This is a genomic window from Streptomyces sp. NPDC059524 (genome assembly GCF_042749255.1).
GTDB lineage: Bacteria > Actinomycetota > Actinomycetes > Streptomycetales > Streptomycetaceae > Streptomyces > Streptomyces xanthii.
Genome location: NZ_JBHYTK010000154.1, coordinates 1 through 19,288, shown reverse-complemented (window position 1 = coordinate 19,288; position 19,288 = coordinate 1). Strand labels below are relative to the sequence as shown.

Annotated in this window: 19 protein-coding genes; 5 read left to right on the top strand and 14 right to left on the bottom strand. The window is 73.2% G+C overall.

Going from position 1 to position 19,288, the window contains the following annotated elements; genetic code table 11:
• Positions 1–82: 82 nt before the first annotated feature.
• From ACFW9D_RS31360 to ACFW9D_RS31335, 6 genes are read right to left on the bottom strand one after another with little or no spacing between them, the layout of a single operon-like run.
• On the bottom strand, positions 83–1,105 hold the full coding sequence (locus tag ACFW9D_RS31360; RefSeq protein ID WP_188339490.1) for a ferredoxin--NADP reductase: 1,023 nt from the start codon (positions 1,103–1,105) through the stop codon (positions 83–85).
• Positions 1,092–1,334, bottom strand: a complete 243-nt coding sequence (locus ACFW9D_RS31355; protein WP_384627510.1) for a hypothetical protein — start codon at positions 1,332–1,334, stop codon at positions 1,092–1,094. Before ACFW9D_RS31355 ends, ACFW9D_RS31360 begins: the two co-directional genes overlap by 14 nt.
• Positions 1,331–2,500 (bottom strand): Rieske 2Fe-2S domain-containing protein, encoded by a 1,170-nt coding sequence (locus tag ACFW9D_RS31350; protein ID WP_188339488.1) that lies wholly within the window; start codon positions 2,498–2,500, stop codon positions 1,331–1,333. The genes ACFW9D_RS31355 and ACFW9D_RS31350 overlap by 4 nt, the downstream gene beginning before the upstream one ends.
• Before the next feature lie 39 nt (positions 2,501–2,539).
• A complete protein-coding gene (gene dmpG, locus ACFW9D_RS31345; protein ID WP_223206172.1) occupies positions 2,540–3,574 on the bottom strand; it encodes a 4-hydroxy-2-oxovalerate aldolase in 1,035 nt (344 codons plus the stop codon).
• Positions 3,571–4,488 (bottom strand): acetaldehyde dehydrogenase (acetylating), encoded by a 918-nt coding sequence (locus tag ACFW9D_RS31340; RefSeq protein WP_384627507.1) that lies wholly within the window; start codon positions 4,486–4,488, stop codon positions 3,571–3,573. The genes dmpG and ACFW9D_RS31340 overlap by 4 nt, the downstream gene beginning before the upstream one ends.
• Before the next feature lie 31 nt (positions 4,489–4,519).
• Positions 4,520–5,305 carry a 2-keto-4-pentenoate hydratase gene (locus ACFW9D_RS31335; RefSeq protein WP_384627504.1) on the bottom strand — a complete coding sequence of 262 codons (786 nt, stop codon included), beginning with the start codon at positions 5,303–5,305 and terminating at the stop codon, positions 4,520–4,522.
• 178 nt (positions 5,306–5,483) lie between these two features.
• Here ACFW9D_RS31335 and ACFW9D_RS31330 point away from each other — a divergent pair, with 178 nt between their 5' ends.
• The 3 genes from ACFW9D_RS31330 to ACFW9D_RS31320 all read left to right on the top strand — a co-directional run bounded on the left by ACFW9D_RS31330 (position 5,484) and on the right by ACFW9D_RS31320 (position 9,738).
• Complete coding sequence (locus tag ACFW9D_RS31330; RefSeq protein WP_384627501.1) at positions 5,484–7,040, top strand: FadD3 family acyl-CoA ligase; 1,557 nt, start codon at positions 5,484–5,486, stop codon at positions 7,038–7,040.
• Entirely contained in the window at positions 7,037–8,071 is a 1,035-nt protein-coding gene (locus ACFW9D_RS31325; RefSeq protein WP_384627498.1) for an acyl-CoA dehydrogenase family protein, read from the top strand. Before ACFW9D_RS31330 ends, ACFW9D_RS31325 begins: the two co-directional genes overlap by 4 nt.
• 68 nt (positions 8,072–8,139) lie before the next feature.
• A complete protein-coding gene (locus tag ACFW9D_RS31320; RefSeq protein WP_384627496.1) occupies positions 8,140–9,738 on the top strand; it encodes a flavin-containing monooxygenase in 1,599 nt (532 codons plus the stop codon).
• 85 nt (positions 9,739–9,823) lie between these two features.
• Here the strand turns inward: ACFW9D_RS31320 and ACFW9D_RS31315 are convergent, their stop codons facing one another.
• From ACFW9D_RS31315 to ACFW9D_RS31280, 8 genes are all read right to left on the bottom strand, one after another.
• Entirely contained in the window at positions 9,824–10,735 is a 912-nt protein-coding gene (locus tag ACFW9D_RS31315) for an alpha/beta hydrolase (protein ID WP_223206171.1), read from the bottom strand.
• Positions 10,732–11,514, bottom strand: a complete 783-nt coding sequence (locus ACFW9D_RS31310; protein WP_384627493.1) for a glucose 1-dehydrogenase — start codon at positions 11,512–11,514, stop codon at positions 10,732–10,734. The genes ACFW9D_RS31315 and ACFW9D_RS31310 overlap by 4 nt, the downstream gene beginning before the upstream one ends.
• 182 nt (positions 11,515–11,696) lie before the next feature.
• The gene (locus ACFW9D_RS31305) at positions 11,697–13,271 is read right to left on the bottom strand and encodes an FAD-dependent oxidoreductase (RefSeq protein ID WP_384627491.1); all 1,575 of its coding nucleotides are present in this window, start codon (positions 13,269–13,271) and stop codon (positions 11,697–11,699) included.
• Positions 13,268–13,711 carry a nuclear transport factor 2 family protein gene (locus ACFW9D_RS31300; protein ID WP_188339480.1) on the bottom strand — a complete coding sequence of 148 codons (444 nt, stop codon included), beginning with the start codon at positions 13,709–13,711 and terminating at the stop codon, positions 13,268–13,270. Before ACFW9D_RS31300 ends, ACFW9D_RS31305 begins: the two co-directional genes overlap by 4 nt.
• A gap of 99 nt (positions 13,712–13,810) precedes the next feature.
• Positions 13,811–14,968, bottom strand: coding sequence for an acetyl-CoA C-acetyltransferase (locus tag ACFW9D_RS31295; protein WP_384627488.1), 1,158 nt, complete (start codon positions 14,966–14,968; stop codon positions 13,811–13,813).
• A 10-nt stretch (positions 14,969–14,978) separates the two neighbouring features.
• The gene (locus ACFW9D_RS31290) at positions 14,979–15,596 is read right to left on the bottom strand and encodes a TetR/AcrR family transcriptional regulator (RefSeq protein WP_188339478.1); all 618 of its coding nucleotides are present in this window, start codon (positions 15,594–15,596) and stop codon (positions 14,979–14,981) included.
• Complete coding sequence (locus tag ACFW9D_RS31285; RefSeq protein WP_384627485.1) at positions 15,593–16,390, bottom strand: SDR family oxidoreductase; 798 nt, start codon at positions 16,388–16,390, stop codon at positions 15,593–15,595. The genes ACFW9D_RS31290 and ACFW9D_RS31285 overlap by 4 nt, the downstream gene beginning before the upstream one ends.
• Positions 16,387–17,529 carry an acyl-CoA dehydrogenase family protein gene (locus tag ACFW9D_RS31280; RefSeq protein ID WP_384627483.1) on the bottom strand — a complete coding sequence of 381 codons (1,143 nt, stop codon included), beginning with the start codon at positions 17,527–17,529 and terminating at the stop codon, positions 16,387–16,389. Before ACFW9D_RS31280 ends, ACFW9D_RS31285 begins: the two co-directional genes overlap by 4 nt.
• A 47-nt stretch (positions 17,530–17,576) precedes the next feature.
• Here ACFW9D_RS31280 and ACFW9D_RS31275 point away from each other — a divergent pair, with 47 nt between their 5' ends.
• Positions 17,577–18,446, top strand: coding sequence for an enoyl-CoA hydratase (locus ACFW9D_RS31275; protein WP_188339475.1), 870 nt, complete (start codon positions 17,577–17,579; stop codon positions 18,444–18,446).
• Positions 18,443–19,288: acyl-CoA dehydrogenase family protein (locus tag ACFW9D_RS31270; RefSeq protein WP_384627480.1), on the top strand; the 846-nt coding region annotated here is incomplete at its 3' end. The genes ACFW9D_RS31275 and ACFW9D_RS31270, both read left to right, overlap by 4 nt.

Genomic DNA, 19,288 nt, shown 5'->3' with positions numbered 1-19,288 from the left:
CCCCTGAGATGCATGGCGCTTCGCGCCGCATCTCCCCGAAGGGGCGCGGGGAACTGCGCGACCAGCCCCCACCGGCCCGCGCTCAATACTCGACCGACACCCGTTCGCTGCGCGGCAGCGCCTGGCAGGCCAGGGCGTAGCCCTCCTTCAGGTCCTCTTCGTCGAGGACCTCGTTGCGGATCAGAGTGATGTCGCCCGTGACGATCCGGCACGTGCAGGCCGCGCACGCGCCCTCCCGGCAGGAGAACGGCGCGTCGACGCCGGCCGCGAGCAGCGCGTCAAGGAGCGGGGTGTCCTCGGGCCAGGCCACCTCGTGGGTCTCCCCGTCGAGGCTGACGACGGCGGTGGAGGAGGGGCCCGTACCGGCCGAGGCCGAAGCCGCGGGCACGGGCGCGGTGAACACGTCGCCGGAGAGCGAGAAGTACCGCTCCCGGTGGACGGTGGCGGCGCCCGCGCCGCGCAGGGCCGCCTCGGCCGCGTCCATGAACGGGGCCGGGCCGCACAGGTAGGCGGGCCGGTCGGCGTACGGGGCGAGGAGCGGGCCGAGGGCCGCCGGTGCGGGCAGGCCCTGGAGCGACTCCAGCCAGTGCAGGACGGTGAGCCGGCCGGGGTGGGCCGCGGCCAGCTCCTGGAGCGCGCCGCGCAGGATGACGGAGCGCTCGTCGCGGTTGGCGTAGAGCAGGGTGACGCGGCCGGTGCCGGCGGTGAGGACGGACGCGGCGATCGACAGGACCGGGGTGATGCCGCTGCCCGCGGCGGCGAGCAGCAGGTCGGTGTCGAGGTCGGCCGGGGTGAAGGTGCCGGCGGGGGCGAGCGCGGTGACGGTGTCGCCGGCCCGCAGTTCCTGGCAGACCCAGCGGGAGCCGGTGCCCCCGGGCACGTGCTTGACCGTGACCCGGGGCAGTTCGCCGGTGTGCGGGGAGCTGGACAGGGAGTAGCAGCGGGCGTGGCCGCCGGGCACCTGGAGGGTGAGGAACTGGCCGGGCGCGTACGTGAGTTCCGGGGCGTCGAGGACGACGGTGACGGCGTCCTCGGTCTCCGGGACGATCTCGGCGACGCGCAGGCTCAGGGTGCGCGGGCCGCCCGGGAGGTCAGGGCTGCTCACGCCGGGTCACCTCCAGCCGGCCCGTGTCGACGGCGGAGTCGATCGCGGTGCGCAGGGCGGTGCAGTCCGGGACCCGTGCGGCGGGGGTCCCGGCGGAGCCGGCCGCCTGCGCCGCGATGCGCGGGCAGGCGGCGGCGGTGTCGGCCGTCCACTGGATCTGGAGGTGGGCCGGGCTGTACTTCTCGCAGAGCACCTGGTTGCCGCAGGTGTCGCAGACGACGGGGGTCATGCCCCGTCTCCTTCCGTGGGCTGGGCGGTGGCGGCGGCGCGGAGGGCCATGTTGGCCTCGGCCTCGGCGCGCCAGTTCTCGTTTGCGCGGCGGGTGTCGATCTCGAACTCGAAGCGGCGCACCATCTCGTCCTTGACGTCGGCGGCGTCCACGTAGAACTGCTCGTACCAGCGGCGCAGCTGGTAGACGGGGCCGTCCTCCTCGGTGAGCAGGGGGTTGTCGATGCGGGTCTTGTTCTTCCAGATCTCGACGTCCTGCTCGAAGCCGACGGCGAGGCCCTCGCTGGTGAGGCGGGCGGCCTCGGCGGCCTCGGTGTCGCTCATGCCGGGGAGCTTCTTGACCATGGCCCCGTACTGGAGGACGAAGCGGTCGGGGCCCACCGGGTAGTGGCAGTTGATGAGCACGGACTCCATCTCGACGCCCGGCGCGACCTCCGTGTACAGCCAGTCGATCATGTACGACGGGCCGAAGTAGGAGGCGTCGGAGCGCAGGGAGCCGGTGGACAGGGAGCCGAGGTCGATGTCCGGGCGGGGCTCGGAGCGCATGTACTGGGTGGCGACGTGCCCGTCGAAGACGTTCTTGAAGTAGACGGGGAACGAGTAGTGGATGTAGTAGAAGTGCGCCATGTCGACCACGTTGTCGACGATCTCGCGGCAGTTGGTGTCGATGGTGATGGTGTTCCACTGCCAGTCGGACCACTGCGCGGTCTCCTCGGCGGGGCCGTGGATGCCGGCGATCTCGGGGATGTCCTGCTCGGGCCGGGGCGGGTTGCCCTCGGGGTCGTGCCAGACGAAGAGCTGCCGGTTGCGCTCCATGGCGTGCCAGGTGCGGGTGCGGGCGCGCGGCGGGACGCGGCGGGCGTACGGGATGGCGGCGCACTTGCCGTCGCCGGACCAGCGCCAGTCGTGGAACGGGCAGGCGACGGTGTCGCCCTTCACGGTGCCGTGGGCGAGGTTGCCGCCCATGTGGGGACAGTAGGCGTTGAGGACGTGGAGCTCTCCGTCGTCCTCGCCCTGGAAGACGACGAGCTTGGTGCCGAAGGCCTCGATCTCGTGCGGCTTGCCGTCACGGAAGTCCGCGGCGAGGCCCAGGCAGTGCCAGCCGCGGGCGAAGCGGACCGGGGCGGTGCCGGTCTCGATGACACGGACGTCGTTGTCGGTGGTCATGTTCTTCACACCCTTCTCTTCAGGTCTCTTCCGGAGGTCTCAGGAACGGGCGGCGAGGGAGACGGCGATGTCGATGAGCTGGTCCTCCTGGCCGCCGACGAGCTTGCGGCGGCCGGCTTCGAGGAGGATCTCGGCGCCGGAGACGCCGTAGCGCTCGGCCTGCCGGTCGGCGTGCTTGAGGAACGAGGAGTAGACGCCCGCGTAGCCGATGAGCAGGGACATCCGGTCGAGGAGGCACTCGTCGTCCATGACGGGCCGTACGACGTCCTCGGCCACGTCGATGATCTTCAGGACGTCGATGCCGGTGCGCCAGCCGGACTTCTCGGCGACGGCGGCGAACGCCTCGACGGGCGTGTTGCCGGCGCCCGCGCCGAAGCGGCGGGTGGAGCCGTCGATCTGGCGGGCACCCGCGCGCACGGCGGCGACGGAGTTGCCGACGCCGAGACCGAGGTTCTCGTGGCCGTGGAAGCCGACCTGGGCGTCGTCGCCGAGTTCGGCGACGAGGGCCGAGACGCGGTCGGTGACGTCGTCCATGAGGAGGGCGCCGGCCGAGTCGACGACGTAGACGCACTGGCAGCCGGCGTCGGCCATGATGCGGGCCTGCTTGGCGAGCTTCTCCGGAGTGGTGGCGTGCGCCATCATCAGGAAGCCGACGGTCTCCAGGCCCATCTCGCGGGCGAGTTGGAAGTGCTGCTCGCTGACGTCGGCCTCGGTGCAGTGGGTGGCGATGCGGCAGATGTCGGCGCCGTTGGCCTGCGCGGCACGGATGTCGTCCTTGACGCCGAGTCCGGGCAGCATCAGGAACGCGATCTTGGCGCGCTCGGCGGCCTCGACGGCGGTCTTGATGAGCTCCTGCTCGGGGGTGTGCGAGAAGCCGTAGTTGAAGGAGGAGCCGCCGAGTCCGTCGCCGTGGGTGACCTCGATGACGGGGACGCCGGCGCCGTCGAGCGCGGTGACGATCGAGCGGACGTTCTCCGCGGTGAACTGGTGGCGGTGGGCGTGCGAGCCGTCGCGCAGCGACGAGTCGGTCACGCGGAGGTCGAGCTCCGCCGAGTAGGGCGCTTCGATGGTCACTTGCCACTCCCCTGCTGAATGCGGCGGGCGAACTCCTCGCCGACGCGGGTCGCGGCGGCGGTCATGATGTCGAGGTTTCCTGCGTAGGGCGGCAGGAAGTCGCCGGCGCCCTCGACCTCGAGGAAGAGGGCGACGCGGGCCATGCCGCCGTTCTCGGGGCGGGGCGCGTCGAACTGCGGGTCGGCGCGCAGCCGGTAGCCGGGCACGTACTCGGCGACCTGGGCGGCGACCTCCTTGACGCTGCGCACGATCGCCTCGTGGTCGCAGTCCTCGGGGATCGCGCAGAAGACGGTGTCGCGCATGATCACGGGCGGCTCGGCCGGGTTGAGGATGATGATGGCCTTGCCGCGTTCGGCGCCGCCGATCTGCTCGATGCCGCGCGAGGTGGTGCGGGTGAACTCGTCGATGTTCTGCCGGGTTCCAGGGCCCGCCGACACGGAGGCGACGGACGCGACGATCTCGGCGTAGGCGACGGGCACGACGCGGGAGACGGCGTACACCATGGGGATGGTGGCCTGGCCGCCGCAGGTGACCATGTTGACGTTGTCGGCGTCGAGGTGCGCGGTCAGGTTGGCGGGCGGTACGACGCCGGGCCCGATGGCGGCGGGCGTCAGGTCGATGGCCCGGATGCCGGCTTCCTTGTAGCGCGGGGCGTTCGCGGCGTGCACGTAGGCGCTGGTGGCCTCGAAGACCAGGTCGGGCAGCTCGTCCTGGGTGAGGAGCCAGTCGACGCCTTCGTGGCTCGCGTCGAGGCCCGCCTCGCGGGCCTTGGCGAGGCCCTCGCTGGCCGGGTCGACGCCGATCATCCAGCGGGGTTCGATGAGCTCCGAGCGCTGGAGCTTGTAGAGAAGGTCGGTTCCGATGTTGCCGGAGCCGACGATGGCGGCGGTCGCCTTCTTCCGTACGGTCGTCATACTCAGCCTCACTCGAAGGGTCACTCGAAGGTCATTCGAAGGAAAGGGACACCGAGCCGAGCCCGGTGAAGTCGGCGGTGTAGGTGCGGCCCGGCGCGATGTCGACGGCGCGGGTGCAGGAGCCGGGCAGGATCAGGTGCCCCGCCTCCAGGCGCACGCCGAACCGGGCGACGGTGCGGGCCAGCCAGGCGACGGACTCGGCGGGGTCGCCGAGCACCGCGTCGCCGCGGCCGGTGGCCAGCTCGGTGCCGGTGTCGTCGGTGAGCCGGGCCTCGACGGCCCTGAGGTCGAGGCCCGCGGGGGCACGGCCGGCGCCGACGACGTATCCGGCCGAGGAGGCGTTGTCGGCGATGGTGTCGCCGATGGAGATGCGCCAGTCCGCGATCCGGGAGTCGATGAGCTCCAGGGCGGGGACGACGCGTTCGGTGGCGGCCAGCACGTCGGCGACGGTGCAGTCCTCGCCGGGCAGGCTCTCGCCGAGCACGAAGCCGATCTCGACCTCGATGCGCGGGGCGCAGTAGCGCGCGGCGGGGACGGGGGTGTCCTCGGTCAGCTCCATGGTGGACAGGAGGTGGCCGTAGTCGGGCTCGTCGACGCCCATCATCTGCTGCATGACGGGCGAGGACAGGCCGACCTTGTGGCCGTGCACCCGCTCGCCCGCGGCGACGCGTTCGCGGATCCCGATGAGCTGGATCTCGTACGCGTCGACGGCGGTGAGTCCCTGGAAGGTCTCCGTCAGCGGCGCGATCGGCGCGCGTGCCGCCTCCGCCGCGGCCAGCGCCTCGGCGGCCTTGTGCCGTTCCTGCTCGGTGAGCATCGCGCCCGCTCCTCACTGCTCTGTTGTCGGTGGCTGTTGCCCGGGTGCCGTGACCGTAGGCGGGGGGCGCGGCCCGCTGCGACGGTCACTTCCCGGTGAGTGGGAAGGCGCGGCTGCCGCACCGCCCCAGGCTCTGCGAACCTCCCCGGCGTACGGACTTCTGAGGAGGGTGCGCCGGATGGACGGGCCACTGACGATCGCCGGACTCGCGGACTGGGCGGCCGACGCCTGGGGCGACGACGAGGCCCTCGGGTACGAGGGCGAGAGCTGGACTTTCGAGGCGCTGCGGGACGCGGTCGACGAGGCCGCGCGGGCGCTGATGGCGCAGGGTCTCGCGCCGGGCGACCGGGTCGCGCTGTGGGCGCCGAACAGTGCGCGCTGGGTCGTCGCCGCGCTGGGCGCGCTCGCCGCGGGCGGGGTGCTCGTCCCGGTGAACACCCGCTACCGGGCCCGGGAGGCGGCGGACATGCTGCGCCGGGCGCGCTGCCGGGTGCTGTTCACGGAGACGGACTTCCTGGGCACCGACTACGCGAGGATGCTCGCGGAGTCCGGGGAGGAGCTGCCGGACCTGGACCGGGTCGTGATCCTGCACGACGAGAGCGCCTGGGCCGGCTTCCTGGGCCGCGCCCGCGAGGTGGACGGCGCGGCGCGGCGGGCCCGGACCGAGGCGGTGAGCCCGGACGACGTCGCGGACATCCTGTTCACGTCCGGGACGACGGGGCGCCCCAAGGGGGTGCTGACCACGCACGGGCAGACGGTGCGCGTGTACACGGAGTGGGCGAAGGGCGTCACGCTGACGCGCGGGGACCGGTATCTGCTGGTCAACCCGTTCTTCCACACCTTCGGCTACAAGGCGGGGATCCTCGCCTGTCTGCGGGTGGGCGCGACGATGCTGCCGGAGCAGGTCTTCGACGCGGAGCGGACGCTGCGGCGGATCGCGACCGAGCGGGTCAGTGTCCTGACGGGCGCGCCGGCGGTGTTCCGCGCGGTGCTGGACCATCCGCGGCGGGCCGGGTTCGCCGTCGACTCGATGCGGATGGCGGGGACCGGCGCGGCCGGCATCCCGACGACGCTGATCGAGGAGATCCGTGAACAGCTGGGCGCGGGCCTTGTGTTCACCGCGTACGGGCTCACGGAGTCCGACGGCACGGTGGCGATCTGTCCGCCCACCGAGTCGGCGGAGCGGCTCGCGCACACCTCGGGCAAGGCGCTGCCGGGCACGGAGCTGCGGATCGAGTCCGCGGTGCCGGGTGAGCCGGGCGAGATCCTGACCCGGGGCTTCCACGTGATGCGCGGCTATCTGGACGATCCGGAGGCGACGGCGGAGGCGGTCGACGCGGACGGCTGGCTGCACACCGGCGATGTCGGGGTCCTGGACGAGCGGGGCTTCCTGACGATCACGGACCGGCTGAAGGACATGTTCGTGGTCGGCGGGTTCAACGCGTATCCGGCCGAGATCGAGCAGGTGCTGCGCACGCATCCGCGGCTCTCGGACGTGTCGGTGGTCGGCGCGCCCGACCGGCGGCTCGGCGAGGTCGGGATCGCGTTCTGCGTGCCGGCGCACGGTGAACAGCAGCCGGACGACGCGGAGTTGACGAGCTGGGCGCGGGAGCGGCTGGCGAACTTCAAGGTGCCGCGCCGGTTCCTGCCGCTCGCGGAACTGCCGCACAACGCGGCGGGCAAGGTCGACAAGCCGGCGCTGCGCGCGCGGGCCGCACAGGAGGTGGCCGGATGAGCGGCGCACGCACACCGGAACAGCGGGAGCTCGCGGCGGCGGTCCGCCAGGTGCTGGCCGCGCACGAGGGCGCGGCGGCCTGGGAGCCGCTCGCCGGGCAGATCGGCGTGGCGGGGCTCGCGATCCCCGAGGAGTACGGGGGCTTCGGCGCCGGGCCGGGCGAACTGGCGGTGGTCGGCGAGGAGTTGGGCCGGGCACTGAGTCCCGTGCCGTTCCTCGACAGTGCCGTCCTGGTGCCGGCCGCGCTGCTGGCGAGCGGGGACACCGAGGTGTGCGCGGGGCTGCTGCCGGAACTCGCGGAGGGCTCGCGCACAACGTCGCTCGCGTGGGCCGAGAAGGACGCCGAGTGGGACACCGGGCGCCAGCGCACCAGCGCGGCGCTGGTGCGGGGCGCATGGCGGCTGTCCGGCGTGAAGGAGCATCTGCCGGCTGCGGGCGACACGCTTCTCGTCGTGGCGCGCACCGAGCACCACGGGCCGAGCCTGTTCCTGGTCCCGGCCGACGCCGAGGGGGTCACGCTCACGGCGGTGCCGGTGATGGACGACAGCCGGCCGCAGTGGCGGCTCGAACTGACCCGGGCCGAGGGCGTGCCGGTGGGCGAACTCGGCGGGGCCGCAACGGCGTTGGCCGCCGCCCTGGAGGCGGGCGCGCTGGTGCTGGCGTCGGACGCGGTGGGCGGGGCGTCCGTCGCGTTCGAGTCGACGCTCCGGTACGCGAAGGACCGGGAGCAGTTCGGGCGCCCGATCGGCTCGTTCCAGGCGGTCAAGCACCGGCTGGCCGACATGTTCACCTCGCTGGAGTCGTCGCGTTCGCTGCTGGCCGCGGCGGTGGACGGCGAGGTGCCCGCGGGCGCGGCGAAGGCGGCGTGCTGCGAGAGCTTCGAGTGGATCGCCGGTGAGGCGATCCAGCTGCACGGCGGCATCGCGATCACCTGGGAGCACCCGGCGCACCGCTGGTTCAAGCGGGCCCACTCGGCGGCCCGGCTGCTCGGCTCCTCGGCCTGGCACCGCCGGAACCTGGCGCTGGTCTGACGCGCGGCGCCCCCTCCCATCCCCTCCCCCTCGGACCTCTTTCCGAACGTCTCACGAAAGGACCCGTCATGCCTGAACAGGTGGACGTCGTCATCGTCGGTGCCGGCTTCTCCGGCCTCTACGCCGCCTACCGGATGCGCGCCCTCGGTCTCACCGTCGCCGGGTTCGAGCGCGGCGAAGGACCCGGCGGCGTCTGGTACTGGAACCGGTACCCGGGCGCCCGCTGCGACGTGGAGTCCGTCGACTACTCGTACTCCTTCGACAAGGAGCTGGAGCAGGAGTGGGACTGGTCGGAGAAGTACGCGACGCAGCCGGAGATCCTGCGCTACGTCGAGCACGTCGCCGAACGCCACGACCTGCTGCGGCACTTCACGTTCGGCACCTCGGTCGTCTCCGCCGAACTGGACGAGGAGCGGCTGCGCTGGACGGTGCGCACCGACGACGGCCGGGTCGTGGAGGCCCGGTACGTGCTGACGTGCGTGGGCTGTCTGTCGACGGCGCACACACCGCAGATCGAGGGCGTCGCCGACTTCGCCGGGGCCTCGTACCACACGGGGCAGTGGCCGCACGAGGGCGTCGACCTGACGGGGCTGCGGGTCGGCGTGATCGGCACGGGCTCCTCGGGCATCCAGTCGATCCCGCTGATCGCCGAGGACGCGGCGCACCTGACCGTGTTCCAGCGCAGCGCCAACTACTCGATCCCGGCGGGCAACAAGCCGCTGAGCGACGAGGAGCGGGCGGCGCAGAAGGCCTCGTACGCCGAGCGGCGCGCGCTGTCGCGGCGCTCCGGCGGCGGCTCCCCGCACATGGCGCACCCGCTGAACACTCTGGAGGCGGCGGCCGAGGAGCGGCGGGCCGCGTTCGAGGAGCGGTGGCGGCTGGGCGGGGTGCTGTACTCCAAGACGTTCCCGGACCAGGTCACGAGCAGGGCGGCGAACGACGTGGCGCGCGCCTTCTGGGAGGAGAAGGTGCGGGCGGTCGTCGACGACCCGGCCGTCGCCGACCTCCTGGTCCCCACCGACCACCCCATCGGCACGAAGCGCATCGTGACGGACGACGGCTACTACGAGACGTACAACCGCGACGACGTGCGCCTCGTGAACCTCAAGGCGACGCCGATCGAGCGGATCGAGGCGTCCGGGGTGCGGCTCGCGGGCGGTGAACTGGTCGAGCTGGACGTCCTCGTGTACGCGACCGGCTTCGACGCGATGACCGGCTCCCTCGACCGCATCGGCATCACGGGCCGCGAGGGGCGGACCCTGAAGGAGGCGTGGGCGGCCGGTCCGCGCACGTACCTCGGGCTCGGCGTCGACGGCTTCCCGAACCTGTTCAACATCGCGGGTCCCGGCTCCCCGTCGGTGCTCGCCAACATGATCCTGTGCGGGGAGCAGCACGTGGACTGGATCGCGGACCTCCTGACGCATCTGTCGGAGCGGGGGCACGCGGGCGTGGAGGCGCGGACCCCGGCGGTCGACGGCTGGGTCGAGGAGTGCCGCAGGCGGGCCGACGGCACGCTGATGCCGGCGGCGAACTCCTGGTACCTGGGCGCCAACATCCCGGGCAAGCCGCGGGTGTTCATGCCGTTCGTCGGCGGGTTCGGCGCGTACGGGGACATCATCGAGAAGGTCGCTGCGGACGGCTACGAGGGCTTCGAGCTGCTGAGCTGACGGCACGGCGCGGCGCGGCGCGGCCTACGAACGAAGGGGCCGACGGGGGTGTGTACCCCGCCGGCCCCTTCCCGTCTGTCCGCGCTCAGTTCCGCAGCGCGGCGAACGCCTTGGCGCACGCGTCGCGCGCCTCCGGGATGGCCACCTCCGCGCCCATGGTCATGAAGCCGTGGAACGCCTCGTCGTAGCCGTGGTGCTCGACCGGGACCCCGGCGGCGGCCAGCAGCTCGGCATAGCGGCGGCCCTCGTCGCGCAGCGGGTCGAAGCCGGCCGTGACGACGAACGCGGGCGGCAGCCCGGACAGGTCACGGGCCGCGAAGGGCGTGGCCCGCGGGTCGAGCGCGTCCGCCGGGCCGGTCAGGTACTGCTCCCAGTACCAGCGCAGGTGGTCGGCGGTGACGAAGTAGCCGCGCGCGTTCTCGGTGTACGAGGCGGTGTCGCGGGCCGGGTCGAGCATCGGGTAGTAGAGGTGCTGGGCGGTGAGCGCCGGGCCGCCGCGGTCGCGGGCGAGCAGCGCGGTGACCGCGGCGAGATTGCCGCCCGCGCTGTCCCCGGCGACGCTGAGCGGGCGCCCCGGGTGGGTGTCGGCGGCCCAGCGCAGCGCCGTGTACGCGTCCTCGAAGGCCGCGGGGAAGGGGTGCTCGGGGGCGAGCCGGTAGTCGACGGAGACGACGGTCGCGCCCGTGCCCGCGGCCAGTTCGCGGCAGAAGCCGTCGTGGGAGTCGAGGGAGCACAGCACCATGCCGCCGCCGTGGAAGAACACGACGACGGGGGCGTCCGGGCCGCCGCCCGGTTCGTAGACCCGTACGGGGACGCCGCGCGCGTCGGTGTCGGTGACCCGGTCGAGCGCGGGCAGCCGGGGCGGCTCGGGCGCGGTGCGGGCGGCGAAGAAGGCCCGCACCTCGCGGATGTCGGTCATGGTCGTGCCGAGCGGCGGGAACGCGGCGGTGCAGGCGTCGATGAGGACCTGCACGTCGGGGCGCGGGGTGCGGCTCATGCGTCGGCCTGCGCACCGCGCGGGGCGAACACCGGCATCCGGCCGGCCGTCGCGCCGCCGTCGGCGGCGATCTCGGCGCCGGTCAGATAGGAGGCGTCGTCGGAGGCGAGGAACGCGACGAGGGCGGCGACCTCCTCGGGGCGGCCGATGCGGCCGAGCGCGGCCGCGGGGTGGTCGGTGGTGCCCAGGTGGGCGGTCATCGCGGTGTCGATGGCTCCGGGGAACACGCAGTTGACGCGGATGCCGAAGCCGCCGAGTTCGAGGGCGGCGGTGCGGCTCAGGCCGCGCAGGCCCCACTTGGCGGCGCCGTACGCGCCGTGGCCGATGATGCCCTGGAGGCCGGCCTGCGAGGAGATGTTGACGATCGCGCCGCCGCCCGCGGCGCGCAGGGCGGGCACGGTGGCCTGGAGCCCGAGGAAGGGGCCGACCAGGTCGACCTTGAGCAGGCGCTCCAGCTGCTCGGCGGTCTCGTCGACGAGCTGGGCCGTCGTGTAGATCGCGGCGTTGTTGACCAGGATGTCGAGGCGGCCGAAGCGGTCCGTGGCCGTGGCGACGGCCGCCGCCCAGGAGTCCGGCTCGGTGACGTCCAGCGGCACGAAGTGGGCCGCCTCGCCCATCGACGCGGCGGTCTTCTCGCCCTGCTCGGTGAGGACGTCGCCGAGCACGACGCGTGCGCCGCGCCGCGCCAGCTCGCGGGCGATGGCCTCACCCATCCCCCGAGCGGCCCCGCTGACCAACGCGACCTTCCCTCCCAGTACCTGCCCTCGCTCATCGGACATCGTGTTCCGCCTCCTTGATTCGTATGGCTGTACTGCCCCCGGCCGACGCCGTGGTGCCGGGGCCGATGTGCCCCGTTAGGGGCGCGGGGCTGTGTCCATGTGCGGCTCCGCCGCGCGGGCGCGAGCAACCACGACGGCGCGGCACTCGGCGAACGATCCCCGGCCCCAACGGCGGCGCCCCCTCAGGTGCCGGAGGCCATGTGGGTTGCGGCGCGGTGGCCGAAGACCATGCCCGTGCCGATGGGGGCACCGGGCCCGGGGTAGACGGGCCCGGTGACGTTCGCCGCCGTGTTGCCGGCCGCGTACAGCCCCTCGATCACGGAACCGTCACCGCGCAGAACCCGCGCGTGGACGTCCGTGCCGAGACCCCCCTTCGTGCCGAGGTCACCGAGCACGATCCGCACCGCGTGGAACGGCCCCCGCTCCAGCGGCCGCAGACACGGGTTCGGTGCGGTCGACTCCGGGTCGGTGAAGAACCGGTCGTAGGGGTCGTCACCGCGCCCGAACTCGGGGTCGTGCCCCTCGGCCGCGTACCCGTTGAACGTCTTGACGGTGGCGGCCAGCGCGTCCGCCGGCACACCGATCTCGGCGGCGATGCCCTCGATCGTGTCGGCGGTGCGCCACACCCCGGCCTGCTCGAAGGACTCCCGGTCGGTGGGCACGAGGACGATGCCGGGCGGCTCCTCGCCGTGCGCCGCGTCCCACACCCACCACACGGGCCGGTCGGGCCGGTCGCCGGCGCCCGCGGCCATCATGGCGCGGCCCATCCGGTCGTAGGAGAGGCACTCGTTGGCGAAGCGGCGGCCCTGCGCGTCGACGAAGACACCCGCGCGGAAGCCGAGGGCGAACGCGGCGCTGCCGTCGGGGAACAGCACGGACGGGCACCACCAGCTCTCGTCGAGCATCGTGGCGGTGGCACCGAGCCCGGTCGCGGCGCGCAGCGCGTCGCCGGTGCCGCCGCCGGCCGGGCCCATGGTCCAGTCGGCGCCCGGCCCGTTGCCCCAGGTGCGGCGCAGGTCGGAGGCGCGCTCGTAGCCGCCGGCGGCGAGCAGGACGCCGCGCCGGGCCTCGATGCGCCGGGTCCCGCCGGAGGCGGTGCGCACCTCGGCGCCGGTGACGCGGCCGGTGTCGTCCTGGACGAGGGCGGTGAGCGCGGTGTGGCGCTCGGCGCGGCCGCCCGCGCCGTGCAGGGCGAGCAGCAGCCGGCCGATGAGGGCCCGGCCGTCCTCCAACGGGCCTTCGGGGGCGGGCAGTCGCAGACGCTCGGCGTAGGCCGGCGGGCGGACCGCGTCGAGGAGCTCGGCCGAGCCCTCGGGGCGCTCCAGCGGTACGGGGAAGACGCCGCGGCCCGCGTCGAAGCGGCCGGGGCCCGGGTAGTAGTCGGGAAACGGCCGGTACTCGAAGTCGATGAGCTCGTCGCGCTCGAGGAACTCGACGAGCGGGCCCGCCCCGTCGAGGTAGGCGTCCTGCAGTTCGTGCGGGGTGGCGTCGCCGACGAGGGAGCGGAAGTAGGCGCGGGCGAGGTCGGCGCTGTCCTCGACGCCGGCGCGGGCCTGTGCCTGGTTGCCGGGGAGCCACAGGCAGGCGCCGGCGTAGGCGGTGGTGCCGCCGAAGTACTCGGTCTTCTCGACGACGAGGGTGTCGAGGCCCTGGGCGGCGGCGCTGTAGGCGCCGGTGAGGGCGGCGCCGCCGGAGCCGACGACGAGGACGTCGACCGTCTCGTCCCAGGAGGTGGTCTGCGGGGTCTGTGCGCTCACAGGGTCTCGCTCCTCTCGTACCACTGGGGGAAGACGGCGCGGGCGGCGATCCGCCAGCCGTCGGCGGTGCGCTCGTACTCGTCCTCGTAGCGGACGGGGCAGCGCAGGTCGCCGCCCTCGGCGCCGAGGTGGTGGGCGACGCAGTAGGTGACGCCGCGGGCCCGGTCGGGTCCGGTGATCTCGGCGACGTGGTTGCCGACCTGGTGGAAGGTGCGGGGGAAGACGGAGAGGTCGTCGAGGAGTTTGGCGCGCTCGGCGCTGCCGCCGCGCTCCCACAGGAGGCTGCCGTCGGCCTCGTGGGCGACGATCCGCGCGTCGGCGGTGAACTGGGCGTCGAACAGGGCCGGGTCGCGGGCGTCGACCGCGAGGGCGTAGTTCTCGGCGAGGCGCCGCAGCGCGAACGCGTCACCGGGCTCGGGAGGAACAGACGTACGGGTCATGGCCCACACCCTGTCCCCACCCGGCCCGGTGCTCCACGGCCCGTTCCCGCTGAGTGGGAGACGGGCCGCCGCCACGCGACGCCGCGGACGCCGGGAGCGTCAGAGGCGCTCGATGATCGTCACGTTGGCCTGGCCGCCGCCCTCGCACATGGTCTGCAGGCCGTAGCGGCCGCCGGTGCGCTCCAGCTCGTGCAGGAGGGTGGTCATGAGCTTGGTGCCGGTCGCGCCGAGGGGGTGGCCGAGGGCGATCGCGCCACCGTTCACGTTCACCTTCGCCGGGTCGGTGCCGGTCTCCTTGAGCCAGGACAGGACGACGGGCGCGAACGCCTCGTTGATCTCGACGAGGTCGATGTCGTCCATGGACAGGCCGGTCTTCTTCAGCGCGTACGCGGTCGCGGGGATCGGCGCGGACAGCATCCGGATCGGGTCCTCGCCGCGCACGGAGAGGTGGTGGATGCGGGCGCGCGGGGTGAGCCCGTGCTCGCGGACGGCGCGCTCGGAGGCGAGCAGCATGGCGGCGGCGCCGTCGGAGACCTGGGAGGAGCAGGCGGCGGTGATGGTGCCGCCCTCGACGACGGGCTTGAGGCCGGCCATCTTCTCCAGGGACGTGTCGCGGCGCGGACCCTCGTCGACGGTGACGTCGCCGTACGCGACGATCTCCTTGGTGAAGCGGCCCTCGTCGATGGCGCGCAGGGCGCGCTGGTGCGACTGGAGCGCCCAGGCCTCCTGGGCCTCGCGGGTGATGCCCCACTTCTCGGCGATGAGCTCGGCGCCGTGGAACTGGTTGACCGGCTGGTCGCCGTAGCGGGCGCGCCAGCCCTCGCTGCCGATGTAGGGGCCGTCGGTGAGGCCGAGCGGCTCGGCGGCCTGCCGGGAGGCGAACGCGATGGGGATCATCGACATGTTCTGCGTGCCGCCGGCGACGACGAGGTCCTGGGTGCCGGACAGGACGCCCTGGGCGGCGAAGTGGACGGCCTGCTGGGAGGATCCGCACTGCCGGTCGACGGTGACGCCGGGCACCTCCTCGGGCAGTCCGGCGGCGAGCCAGGCGGTACGGGCGATGTCGCCGGCCTGCGGGCCGACGGTGTCGAGGCAGCCGAAGACGACGTCCTCGACGGCGGCCGGGTCGACGCCGGTGCGCGCGACGAGCTCCTTGAGGACGTGGGCGCCCAGGTCGGCGGGGTGGACGGCGCTCAGTCCGCCCTTCTTCCGGCCGACGGGGGTGCGGACTGCTTCGACGATGTAGGCCTCGGCCATGACGGCTCCTTCATCCTTGCGGGGCTGGGGAATGGTCTGATCGGTCGGGTGCGGCGATCCCGTCCAGGACGGTCGCCAGGTACTGGCGGGCGATCTCCTCGGGGCTGTGCCGGCCGTCGGGCCGGTACCAGGACGCGGCGACCCAGACGGTGTCGCGCACGAAGCGGTAGGTGAGCCGGATGTCGAGGTCCGCCCGGAACTCGCCGGCCGCCACGCCGTCCTTCAGCGTGGTCAGCCAGGTCTGTTCGAACGTGCTCTGGGACGCGGCGAGGAACGCGAAGCGCTCCCGGGCCGCGAGGGTCTTGGACTCCTTCTGGTAGATGGCGACCGCGGGTCCGTGCCGGTCGATCTCCCGGAAGGACTCGGTGACCAGGGCGCGCATCGTCTCGCGCGGCCCGAGTCCGGCGGCGAGCACCGTGTCGTAGCGCCCGGCGAGCTCGTCGAGGAAGCCGCGCAGGATCTCCTCGACGATCGAGTCCTTGGAGTCGAAGTGGTAGTAGAGGCTGCCCGCGAGCATGCCCGCGGCGTCCGCGATGCGGCGGACGGTCGTGGCGTCGTAGCCCTGGGCGGCGAACACCGCGGCCGCGGTGTCGAGGAGCTGGCGCCGCCGCTCGGGCGAGGCGCTCATGCGTGCTGGCTGCTCACGGACACGACCTCGCCGGTCATGTACGAGGAGTAGCCGGAGGCGAGGAAGACCATCACGTTGGCCACTTCCCAGGGCTCGGCGTAGCGGCCGAAGGCCTCCTTCTCGGTGAGCTCCGCGAGGAGTTCGGCGGAGGTGACCTTCACGAGGTGGGGGTGCATGGCGAGGCTCGGCGCCACCGCGTTGACCCGGACCCCGTACTCGGCGGCTTCCAGGGCGGCGCAGCGGGTGAGGGCCATGACACCGGCCTTGGCGGCGGCGTAGTGGGCCTGGCCCTCCTGGGCGCGCCAGCCGATCACCGAGGCGTTGTTGACGACGACGCCCCGGCGGCCGGTGTCGCGGAAGGAGCGCAGGGCGGCGCGGGTGCAGCGGAACGTGCCGTTGAGGGTGATGTCCAGGACGCGGGTCCACTGCTCGTCGGTCATGTCGACGAGGGCGGCGGTGCCGCCCAGGCCCGCGTTGTTCACCACGATGTCGAGGCCGCCGTGGACCTCGGTGACGTGGGCGAACAGGGCCTGTACCTGCTCCTCGTCGGTCACGTCGCAGGCGAGCGCGGAGACGCGGTCGGCGCCGAACTCCTCGGCGAGGGCCTGCTCGCTCTCCTTGAGGCGGCGGGTGTGGGCGTCGCTGATGACGACGCGGGCGCCCTCCTCCAGGAAGCGGCGGGCGGTGGCGCCGCCGATGCCGGCGCCCGCGGCGGCGGTGACGACGGCGGTGCGGCCTTCCAGGAGCCGGTGGCCGGGGACGTACTCGGGAACGCTGGACTTCGGCGTCGTCATGCACGCACCTCTTTCGGCAGGCCGAGCAGGCGCTCGGCGATGATGTTCCGCTGGATCTCGTCGGAGCCCGCGTAGATCGTGTCGGCGCGGGAGAAGAGGAACAGGCGCTGCCACGCGTCGAGTTCGTAGGGTTCGCCCTCGGCGAGCATGGAGGCGGCGCCGCGGATGTCCATGGCGAGCTCGCCGAGGTCGCGGTGCCAGGTGGCCCAGTAGAGCTTGGCGACGGAGGGGTCGACGCCGCGCCGCGCGTTGGCCTCCATGGTGCGCAGGCCGGTCCAGGCGCGGGCGAGGCGGTCGCGCAGCAGGGGGTCGCCGATCGCGCCGTTCTTCTCGGCGAGGGCGATCAGGTCCGTCAGCTCGCGGCGGAAGCCGATCTGCTGGCCGACGGTGGAGATGCCGCGCTCGAAGCCGAGGGTGGCCATGGCGGTGCGCCAGCCGTCGCCGACGGCGCCGACGACGTGCGAGGCCGCGGTGCGGGCGCCGTCGAAGAACACCTCGTTGAACTCGCTGGTGCCGGTGAGCTGGACGATGGGGCGGACCTCGACGCCGGGCTGGTCCAGCGGCACGAGGAGGTAGGAGAGTCCGGCGTGCCGGCGCGAGCCGGGCTCGGTGCGGGCGATCACGAAGCACCACTGGGCCTCGTGCGCGAGCGACGTCCAGGTCTTCTGTCCGTCGACGATCCACTCGGTGCCGTCCTCGCTGAGGGCGGCGCGGGTGCGTACGCCCGCGAGGTCGGAGCCGGCGCCCGGCTCGCTGTACCCCTGGCACCACAGCTCCTCGACCCGGCGGATCGGCTCCAGGAAGCGGGCCTTCTGCTCCTCGGTGCCGAAGGCGATGAGGGTGGGGCCGAGCAGCTGCTCGCCTATGTGGTTGACCCGGGCGGGGGCGTCCGCGAGGGCGTACTCCTCGTGGAAGGCGATCTGCTGCGCGAGGCTCGCGCCGCGTCCGCCGTGCTCCTCGGGCCAGCCGACGCACGTCCAGCCGTGCGCGGCCATGTGCCGCTCCCATTCGAGGCGCTCGGCGAACGCCTCGTGCTCACGGCCGGGTCCGCCTTTCCCCCGCAAGGAGGCGAATCCGCCGGAGAGTTCACGCTCCAGCCAGCTGCGAAAGCCGGTCCGGAAGTCCTCGACGCTGTCCATGCGCATAAGCTAACCTACCAAACACTTGTTAGGGAAGGATGAATCCGATGCCCGCACCGCAGCCCGACCTGTCCGACCCCGCCTCGCCCGTCCTGTACGAGGTCAGGGGCCCGGTCGCGTACGTGACGCTGAACCGTCCCCGGTACCGCAACGCGCAGAACTCGGCGATGACCTACGCCCTGGACGCCGCCTTCTACCGCGCGGCGGAGGACTCCGGTGTGAAGGCCGTCGTCCTCTCCGGCGCGGGCGAGCACTTCTCCGCGGGCCACGACATCGGCACGCCGGAGCGGGACGCCCACCTCCCGTTCGAGCGGAAGGCCGGTCTGTGGTGGGACCACTCGGACAAGCAGGGGGCCGACTCCCGGTTCGCCCGCGAGTCGGAGGTCTACCTCGGCATGTGCCGGCGCTGGCGCGAGCTGCCCAAGCCCGTGATCGCCTCCGTGCACGGCGCGTGCGTGGCGGGCGGCCTGATGCTGGCCTGGGTGTGCGACCTGATCGTGGCGAGCGAGGACGCGTTCTTCGCGGACCCGGTCGTGCGCATGGGCATCCCCGGCGTCGAGTACTTCGCGCACCCGTGGGTGATGCCGCCGCGCATCGCCAAGGAGTTCCTGTTCACGGGCGAGCGGATGAGCGCCCGGCGCGCGTACGAGGTCGGGATGGTGAACCGGGTGGTGGCGCGCGGCGAGCTGGCCGGACGCACGGACGAACTGGCGCGGAAGATCGCCGAGATGCCGCGCCTCGGCCTCGCCCTGACCAAGCGCGCGGTGAACCAGGCGGAGGACCTCCAGGGCCTGCACACCGGCATGGACTCGGTGTTCGGCCTGCACCACCTGGCGCATGCGCACAACGCGGAGACGGCGGCGGACTCCCTGGGCGGCATGGACGTCCGGTCGATGAAGGAGGCGGGCACCCGATGAACCTGGACTTCACCCCCGAGGAGGACGCGTTCCGGGCCGAGGCCCGCGCGTGGCTCGCCGCGCACGTACCGGCCGAGCCGCTGCCCTCCCTGGAGACCGGGGAGGGCTTCGCCGCGCACCGCGCGTGGGAGGCCGAGCTGCACGCGGACCGCTGGGCGGTCGTGTCCTGGCCCGAGGAGTTCGGCGGTCGGGGCGTCGACATCTTCAAGTGGCTGGTCTTCGAGGAGGAGTACTACGCGGCGGGCGCCCCGGGCCGCGTCACGCAGAACGGGATCAACCTGCTGGCCCCCACGCTCTTCGACCACGCGACCGACGAGCAGCGCGCCCGCGTGCTGCCGTCGATGGCGAGCGGCGAGGTCGTGTGGGCGCAGGCCTGGTCGGAGCCGGAGTCGGGCTCGGACCTGGCCTCGCTGCGCTCCCGGGCCGTGCGCACGGACGGCGGCTGGCTGCTCAGCGGCCAGAAGACCTGGTCCTCGCGGGCCGCGTTCGCCGACAAGGCCTTCGGCATCTTCCGTACGGACCCGGACGCGCCGAAGCCGCACCAGGGCCTGACGTATCTGATGTTCGACCTGAAGGCGCCCGGTGTCACGGTCCGCCCGATCGGCAGGCTCGACGGGAAGCCGGCGTTCGCCGAGCTGTTCCTGGACGACGTGTTCGTCCCCGACGAGGACGTGATCGGCGAGCCGGGCAACGGGTGGCGGATCGCGATGTCGACGACGGGCAACGAGCGGGGCCTGACGCTGCGCTCCCCCGGCCGCTTCCTCGCCGCCGCGGATCGGCTCGCGGCGCTGTGGCGCGAGCGCCGCGCGGCCCCCGCGGGCCGCGCCCCGGGGGGGGGCGCC

What these genes read in the sequence shown, in the direction of transcription:
- ACFW9D_RS31355 (WP_384627510.1), bottom strand. Translation starts at nt 1,334, where the DNA reads ATGACCCCCGTCGTCTGCGACACCTGCGGCAACCAGGTGCTCTGCGAG.
- ACFW9D_RS31350 (WP_188339488.1), bottom strand. Translation starts at nt 2,500, where the DNA reads ATGACCACCGACAACGACGTCCGTGTCATCGAGACCGGCACCGCCCCG.
- ACFW9D_RS31340 (WP_384627507.1), bottom strand. Translation starts at nt 4,488, where the DNA reads ATGACGACCGTACGGAAGAAGGCGACCGCCGCCATCGTCGGCTCCGGC.
- ACFW9D_RS31335 (WP_384627504.1), bottom strand. Translation starts at nt 5,305, where the DNA reads ATGCTCACCGAGCAGGAACGGCACAAGGCCGCCGAGGCGCTGGCCGCG.
- ACFW9D_RS31330 (WP_384627501.1), top strand. Translation starts at nt 5,484, where the DNA reads ATGGACGGGCCACTGACGATCGCCGGACTCGCGGACTGGGCGGCCGAC.
- ACFW9D_RS31325 (WP_384627498.1), top strand. Translation starts at nt 7,037, where the DNA reads ATGAGCGGCGCACGCACACCGGAACAGCGGGAGCTCGCGGCGGCGGTC.
- ACFW9D_RS31320 (WP_384627496.1), top strand. Translation starts at nt 8,140, where the DNA reads ATGCCTGAACAGGTGGACGTCGTCATCGTCGGTGCCGGCTTCTCCGGC.
- ACFW9D_RS31315 (WP_223206171.1), bottom strand. Translation starts at nt 10,735, where the DNA reads ATGAGCCGCACCCCGCGCCCCGACGTGCAGGTCCTCATCGACGCCTGC.
- ACFW9D_RS31310 (WP_384627493.1), bottom strand. Translation starts at nt 11,514, where the DNA reads ATGTCCGATGAGCGAGGGCAGGTACTGGGAGGGAAGGTCGCGTTGGTC.
- ACFW9D_RS31300 (WP_188339480.1), bottom strand. Translation starts at nt 13,711, where the DNA reads ATGACCCGTACGTCTGTTCCTCCCGAGCCCGGTGACGCGTTCGCGCTG.
- ACFW9D_RS31295 (WP_384627488.1), bottom strand. Translation starts at nt 14,968, where the DNA reads ATGGCCGAGGCCTACATCGTCGAAGCAGTCCGCACCCCCGTCGGCCGG.
- ACFW9D_RS31290 (WP_188339478.1), bottom strand. Translation starts at nt 15,596, where the DNA reads ATGAGCGCCTCGCCCGAGCGGCGGCGCCAGCTCCTCGACACCGCGGCC.
- ACFW9D_RS31285 (WP_384627485.1), bottom strand. Translation starts at nt 16,390, where the DNA reads ATGACGACGCCGAAGTCCAGCGTTCCCGAGTACGTCCCCGGCCACCGG.
- ACFW9D_RS31280 (WP_384627483.1), bottom strand. Translation starts at nt 17,529, where the DNA reads ATGGACAGCGTCGAGGACTTCCGGACCGGCTTTCGCAGCTGGCTGGAG.
- ACFW9D_RS31275 (WP_188339475.1), top strand. Translation starts at nt 17,577, where the DNA reads ATGCCCGCACCGCAGCCCGACCTGTCCGACCCCGCCTCGCCCGTCCTG.